Annotated in this window: 4 protein-coding genes; 3 read left to right on the top strand and 1 reads right to left on the bottom strand. The window is 34.1% G+C overall.

What is annotated here, in order from left to right; all coding sequences use genetic code 11:
• The coding region (locus BM024_RS05645) for a BspA family leucine-rich repeat surface protein (RefSeq protein ID WP_143077727.1) at positions 1–3,947 on the bottom strand (3,947 nt) is incomplete at its 3' end.
• A 407-nt stretch (positions 3,948–4,354) separates the two neighbouring features.
• Between BM024_RS05645 and BM024_RS05640 the strand changes: the two genes are divergently transcribed.
• From BM024_RS05640 to BM024_RS05630, 3 genes are all read left to right on the top strand, one after another.
• Positions 4,355–5,023: a hypothetical protein gene (locus BM024_RS05640; protein ID WP_143077726.1), complete on the top strand. Its 669-nt coding sequence runs from the start codon at positions 4,355–4,357 to the stop codon at positions 5,021–5,023.
• Positions 5,024–5,163: 140 nt separating this feature from the next.
• On the top strand, positions 5,164–6,030 hold the full coding sequence (locus BM024_RS05635; protein ID WP_090678486.1) for a helix-turn-helix domain-containing protein: 867 nt from the start codon (positions 5,164–5,166) through the stop codon (positions 6,028–6,030).
• 698 nt (positions 6,031–6,728) lie between these two features.
• Positions 6,729–7,082 (top strand): hypothetical protein, encoded by a 354-nt coding sequence (locus BM024_RS05630; RefSeq protein ID WP_090678485.1) that lies wholly within the window; start codon positions 6,729–6,731, stop codon positions 7,080–7,082.
• The last annotated feature ends 10 nt before the right edge of the window (positions 7,083–7,092 follow it).

Raw genomic sequence — 7,092 nt, 5'->3', positions numbered from 1 at the left:
TCATAATTAATTCCTGCACTTAAAGAACCTTGATTAATAGAATACATACCCACATTTTCACCCGTATCACGACTCAAAGTACCTGTTAAAACAGCAGTTGTATCAGAATTTTTCAACCCTGAAACTGTATACGTTAACACAGGATCTATATCTCCATAAACTTTAGACTGATCTTCATTTACGGTTATTGTAAGCATAGTCTTATTGATAGCAAAATTTTCACTTACGAATATGATATCATAATTAATCCCTGCACTTAAAGAACCTTGATGAATCGCATATATATCCACGTTCTCTCCAACCGCACGACTCAAAGCCCCAGTTAGAACAGCAGCTGTATCCCAATTTTTAAATTCAGAAGTAGTATAACCAAATATAGGATCTACATCTCCATAAACTTTATTTTGATTTGCATCAGTTGTAACGGTAAGGGAGACCTTGGTAATTGTGAAGTTAGCCGGAATAATTTCTATAATGTAATTAGCACCAGCATCTAAAGTACCTTGTTGAAATGGATATGCCCCAGCATTTTCCCCTGCTACACGACCTAATACGCCAGATAAAACAGTAGCTGTATCTCCGTTTTTAAAACCTGAAACCGTATACCCAAACGTAGGATCTACATCACCGTACACTTTGGTTTGATCCATATCAGTTGTTACCGTAAGTGTAGCTTTCAACACTTTAACAACAATTTTAGAACGCTTACTTTCACAGTTTTCGGCTGTAATTTGACTCACCCAAAATTCTTGATCCCCTAATACATTCGTAGTTGGAACAGGTGCCGTAGTGGTTGCTCCTCCTCCACTTTCTGTCGTGTACCATAACAATGTATTATTCGTATTTGCAGTTACGCTTAGAGCTACTGCATTATCTCCATAAGCATATTCAATAATAGGAATTACTGTTGGAGCTGTTGGAATTTGAATAGTTACAATTACTGCTGCTCTTTCAACACTTTCACATCCATCCAAGGTTTGTGTAGCGTAATACGTAGCACCATTTTCCAAGAGCTTTGTTCTATCAAGAGGTAAACCTCCCGTTTCAACATCGTACCATTTTATATCATCACCTACAAGCACTTCTAAATCATCAACTTTTATTTCTCTAGGATTACAAAAAAATTGATCAATCGCAATTGGTGGTTCAACGACAGAAGATTCTGTTATCGTAAAACTTTGAGTTACCACACAATTATTTGCATTGGAAATAGTTACAATATAATCACCCGCAGATAAACCAGTAACAGTAGCGCTGTTTCCTACATTAGGCGACCACGTATAGGTAAAAGGTGCATTTCCACCCGTTACATTCACAGTCGCTGTACCGTCATTTCCTCCGTAACAAGTAACGTTCTTTTGGGTAGGTGTAATTATCAAACCTGTTTGTCTCTCAAATGCTCCCAAATCTAACTTACAATTAGAAAAGCGTCTATCACTCGCGACATCTGTATCGGTCTGTAACTTCCCATTTCCTTTATCACTGTCGGTATAATAACTGTTATTCGCAGCATCAATTGCAGGACTATTAGTTCCCAAATTATAATCGTTAGTAAATAATGGGTTTTTATCCATATTCCCCCCTTTATCGTAGCCTAAATCATTATCTTTAAAATTCTTACCCCAATTAGGACCACTTCCTCCACTTCCCTGTATTATACTATTGTAAAACTCTAGATTACCTCCAGTAAAAGCATTGAGAACATTATTCAACCCATTATCACTTTTATTAGTATTTCCCCAAATAATACTATTATATACTTTAAAAGAACTATCAACATAATTACGAAGACCACCACCTTGAGACCCCTTATTATTTGTTATGGTTACATTGGTAAAAACCACTTTTGAAGAATTGGCATTAAAAATCCCCCCTCCTTCACCGGCTTCATTCTCCGCAAAAAGAGTATTGATTACCCTACTCTTAGATGCTTCATTATACATTCCACCACCATGCTGCGCTTCATTTTTAATAAAAACAGAATTAGATATCACTGGTGAGCCGACAAGATTGTATATTCCACCACCCCTATACGCTTTATTTTCACTAAAAACACTATTAGATATTCTTGGAGAAGAGTCATCAATAAACATTCCACCACCAAGACGTATGTTTATATTTTTGTCTTTAACTCCAATTGTTCTATTTGGTTCTCCCCCACCTGTTTCTGCTCTCGTAATGGTAAAACCATCTAACAAAGCCGTACCAACATCATGTACACATATTACTACGTGGTAGGTGTTATCACTTTTATTATTTAACAGACCTATATCACCACTTAATACACTCTTATTTCCTTCATTTTTTAAATCTCGATGTGCTAATGAAATTTCGTCACCCTTAAATCCACCATAGAGTTGGACGTTTTTCACCATTAAAAAACTAACATCTCTTGGATTTGGAGGAGTATCTGAAAAATTCCTACCGTTTTCTGGAGTATATTTTGGTTTATAAACTCCGCCCGCTACCCATATTTGCAAAGGGGTTGTGTTCCATTTAGCTTCATTCTCACTTGCCCATTTCAAGGCATCTGCCAACTCGGGCATCGCGTTCACCCAAGATGAACCATCACCTGTATAGTTCGCAGCAAATTGATCTACGGCTTGGTTTACGTAGACAATATTGCCAGAATTAGGAGTATAATCAATAGACTCACAACTTCTAACTTCCTTATCACCGGTAAAAGTCCAACCTTTAGAATTAATTAAAATATTACGCGATACAGCTCCATCACTAGCATATTTTTTAGCTTCTGCTCCTAAATTTCTTCCTATGGGTATATTGGGGTTGTTTGCCCAGCCTTCAAGAGTTTCTGAATAATTGAAACAATCTAGACCAGAACGATTAAGCATGTTGCTTAAATTAACATTCTGATTTAAGATCCAACTACCTATATTTTGATTAAAATTCGAGGCGATAAAGAGCATATGACTCATATTTATAACCGAAGATGTATTCCAATTACTAATATTTTGATTAAAAACATTAGCATTATGAAACATAAAACTCATATCATTTACCAGAGACGTGTTCCAACCGCTAATATCTTTATCAAAAGCAACGGCATTAGAGAACATAGAGCCCATGTTAGTTACTCTAGAAGTGTTCCAAGCTCCGATGTCTTGGTTAAAGGAGCTTGCTTTATTAAACATTCCCTGCATAGTATTAACGGACGACGTATTCCAACCACTAATGTCTTGATTAAACTCCTTAGCATTAAGAAACATACCCGCCATATTGATAACCGAAGACATATCCCAATCTCCAATATCTTGATTAAAAGAGATAGCATGATAAAACATACCTTCTGTTTGAGTAACCGAAGACATATCCCAACCACCAATATCTTTATTAAAAGAAACAGCATTATAAAACATAAGTCTCATATCAGTTACGTTAGACGTGTCCCAGTTTCCAATATCATAATTGAAGGCAGTAGCCACATAGAACATATCCCTCATACTAGTAACTCCAGACAAATTTGGAATATCACTAGCACTGAAAACATTAAGATTTCTACAATTATCAAACATAAAAGCCATAGAACTCCAATTGACAGTACCCCATTGTTGAACGGATATTAGCCGCTGAGGATCTAATGAGTACTTCCAAATAGAATCATTGAAAGTATAAAACCTTTTCAGATTTTGAGGTTCCAAACTTAAGTAAACAAAAGTTCCTATTGGTAAGTTTGGAATAGTTGCTAGAGTTGAGTCTGCTTGTATAGTACCAGATCCACTTTCACCCGTATTAGTTTTCCATTTATAATTAATCGATTGTCCAGGAGCAGTTTCTACAAAAAACTCCAATTGGGTTTTATTATCATTTGCTGCACTCCCTTCTTTAGACAAATCCCAAACGGTTATAAAGTCCTTGGGGGGTGTCTGTGCTATACCTTTTGATAGTATAGACAGTAAAACAACAAATAATAAATAATATTTTCTCATAAACTTTTTGTATAATAAATTGAAAATCTTGTGGTAAAAATAGTTAAAATACTATAAAACTCAATAATTAAAGGGGGTGGACAAAGGGGTGGACATTTTTCAATAATCTAATTATAAGTAGATTAAAAAACCTGTCTCCTGTCTTACGGGAATACGTGAATTTGGTTATTTGTAAATGTGAAGAAGTTAATGGGCAAATGCGTGAATTCGTTGATTTGCAAATGCGAAAATGCAGAAATGCAAAAATGCGACCTATCATCCCTAATAAAAAGCAAAAATTATAATAAAAAATATTTCAAACATGATAAATATCATATTATAATTGAAAATAATTTATTTATTTTATAGCTATTTTACAAATAAAACACAAATCTACTATATAAGACAAAATAAAATAACAACTGTAAATGAGCTTTGGGTATACATTCTCTACAGTAAATATCAAGAACACTATGCATACCTATATTCACAAGAACCTATTGGATACGAGCAAACACTTTTTCGAAAAATTCAATAAAACCAAAACCCCTCCCCGCTTTCGGACAAGACGAAGCGATGCTATTTTCTTTAAACTTCTAGAGTTTCACTACTGCATTCTACTTGACTTTTGTTGCAGGAAACAGTTTCTAAACACTACTATACAGGGCATAGAAACCATTCACACCTTTAGTGGTTATATGAGTTATCAGAATCTAGAAAGGAAAGTAAAGAATATTAGCGCTCAACCAATCACAGCTAGCAAAACCCTCTTAAAAATTCAGAACAAACTTCAAAAACTCCTTGAAACGAGCTTACAAACAAGTTCTGAAACCTATAAGACATTTTATTTTCAATTAACTCCAGCTAAGACCAACACTCCTGTTTTTGGAATTTACTACAAAGATGAAAAAGACAAAAGTGAAATCACTAGCGTTTTTAAAAAAAACTATAGTAACACACTGCTTGGTCAATACAAATCCCAACGATTCATATATGAATTAGAACTACCACTCTATACAGAATATGATTACCTACAAATAGTATGTCACTACAAATACGACAGAGATTTCTACAGAGATTTAAAAAAAATATTCTGACCTAGGAAACACAATAGATAAGCTTGCTCTATATAAAAGAATCCTGAGGAAAAATTAAAGCGATGTATCACATGCCATCAAACACGAATTTTTAAAGAAGAAAGAACCTCAGCAACATATTATTACCAATCCTATTAAATATGAAAACAATACTATACGAATATTTGCGAAAGATTCTCTTTAGGTTTTGGATTGCATATACAAGCAAATTCATTCCTCCAGACGAATTACTTCCCAAGCGAATCCAACTACTATCTAAGAACGGATCTCAATTTATAGGATTACTATTGGAGGTATTTATAGGAATACCATGGTTTAGGAGCTTAAACCTATCAAGTAATTCCATCCACAATGAACACATTTGTTACAGTATCTATGAAAATGAGATACACCTAGAGTCTAGAAACACAGAAGAAGAAACCGATTTTCAGAAACTCAGTTTACAATATCTGAAAGACAGGCACACAAGGTGGACTAAAGAAAGTCAAGTCCTCACCCCTATTCAAAGTTTATTACCTCTTTCAAGAAATCGAGTAATAGGACTACTAGGTTTTTACATCTATGATAACACACTTCAACGGTGTTGGGTATTTTTATACAACCTCGATCAAAAAGAAAAATACAGTCACAAAGAAGTACTGAAATATCATTCCCTTCCCAATAGAAAAGAATTTGAAAAAGCTTATTCAAAGATCCCAATGAATCAAATTGAAGTTAATCTCGAAAAACTAGCTGAAGAAACAGGTTTAAGTCAAAACGAATTAGAAGAAAATTTCAAATATTATGCGGGGTTTTCTATAGATAAATATCACAAACACAACCGGCTGTTAGAAGGACTCTACTTACACATTTTTAGTAATTTGAGAAAAAATGAAATCTCAGACAGTATAGGATTTAATTCACGAAACAGCTATTACAAAGCATTTAAAACACACTTTCAAAAAAGCTATACACATATAATGCGATTAATAGACAACGTAAAAAAGCAAGGCTCCAACAAACCATAGATTACAAATAGAACACGATGTATAAACATACAAAAATCTACACTTCAATTTTGAGAAAACACCTTTAGCACCTGGGTAATAAAAGTAGTACTTCTGTCATTATTACAAGTCAATTAGAAACTCAAAACAATTTCGTCACTCATTTTGTGAATTTCGTCACCGTTTTTGTCTTTTCTGTCACTCTTTTTCTGTAAAATAATTTAGAGTTTTACAATATCAAAATTAACATAAAAAAAAGCTTTTGAAAATATTATATTTCCAAAAGCCTCTTGATCTCACAAAAAAAGATGTATAACCTTAAAATGTAATATGAACTATTGCTAAAATTATTAATATGAGATTCATACTAGTTCATTTTAGTCTTATAAAGATACGCAAAGAAAACAGATTAAAAAAACAATTAACACTATATAAGCGAAAACCTATTTACTAAAATTAATAGCACAGGAAAAAGTTCCTAAGGCATATGAAATTAGCGTTTTCAGCAAAATATAGGAGTTCACCGACCTTTGAAAGAACGGAGCATTAAGACGAAATTCTAGAAAACTTCAAATTGCCACTTCTTTCAATACCAACAGCATAGAACTGTTGCGAGACTAATGGAACTATTTCCTGATCAAGAATAGGCAGCCATTAACAGGAGAACGCTAGTCCTCTCCTACCATTTTAGTAGGGTTAGCCATTTAATTTTTTATGTTATGAAACATTTATTTAAGTTCATAGTTGCTCTAGGAGTATTTACTATGACAATCGGAAGTGGTTTTGCAATGGACAACAATCCACCAGCAGAACCTGTTAAAACAACTGTAGAAATGGAAGTAGCTGAAGAAGCACCTCAACAAGTTTTAGTTGGCTATGGATTTAAAGACGCTTTTGGAAACTGTTTTTTCCTTATGCCTGGAAATCCTCCGACAGGTTGTTCAGTTAATAACCCAGGACCTGCATGTACAATAACTATAGGTGGAGTAGCATACCCTTTACATCAATTTACACGTGCAACCGCAATATCACCTTGGATCTGTGGAGATTTGATTAGGCAACCTCTCTCATAAACTAATTACA

This window comes from Myroides guanonis, from assembly GCF_900114085.1.
GTDB classification, from domain to species: domain Bacteria; phylum Bacteroidota; class Bacteroidia; order Flavobacteriales; family Flavobacteriaceae; genus Flavobacterium; species Flavobacterium guanonis.
Note: the sequence above shows the minus strand (reverse complement) of the source record. Positions and strands in the feature narration are given on the sequence as shown.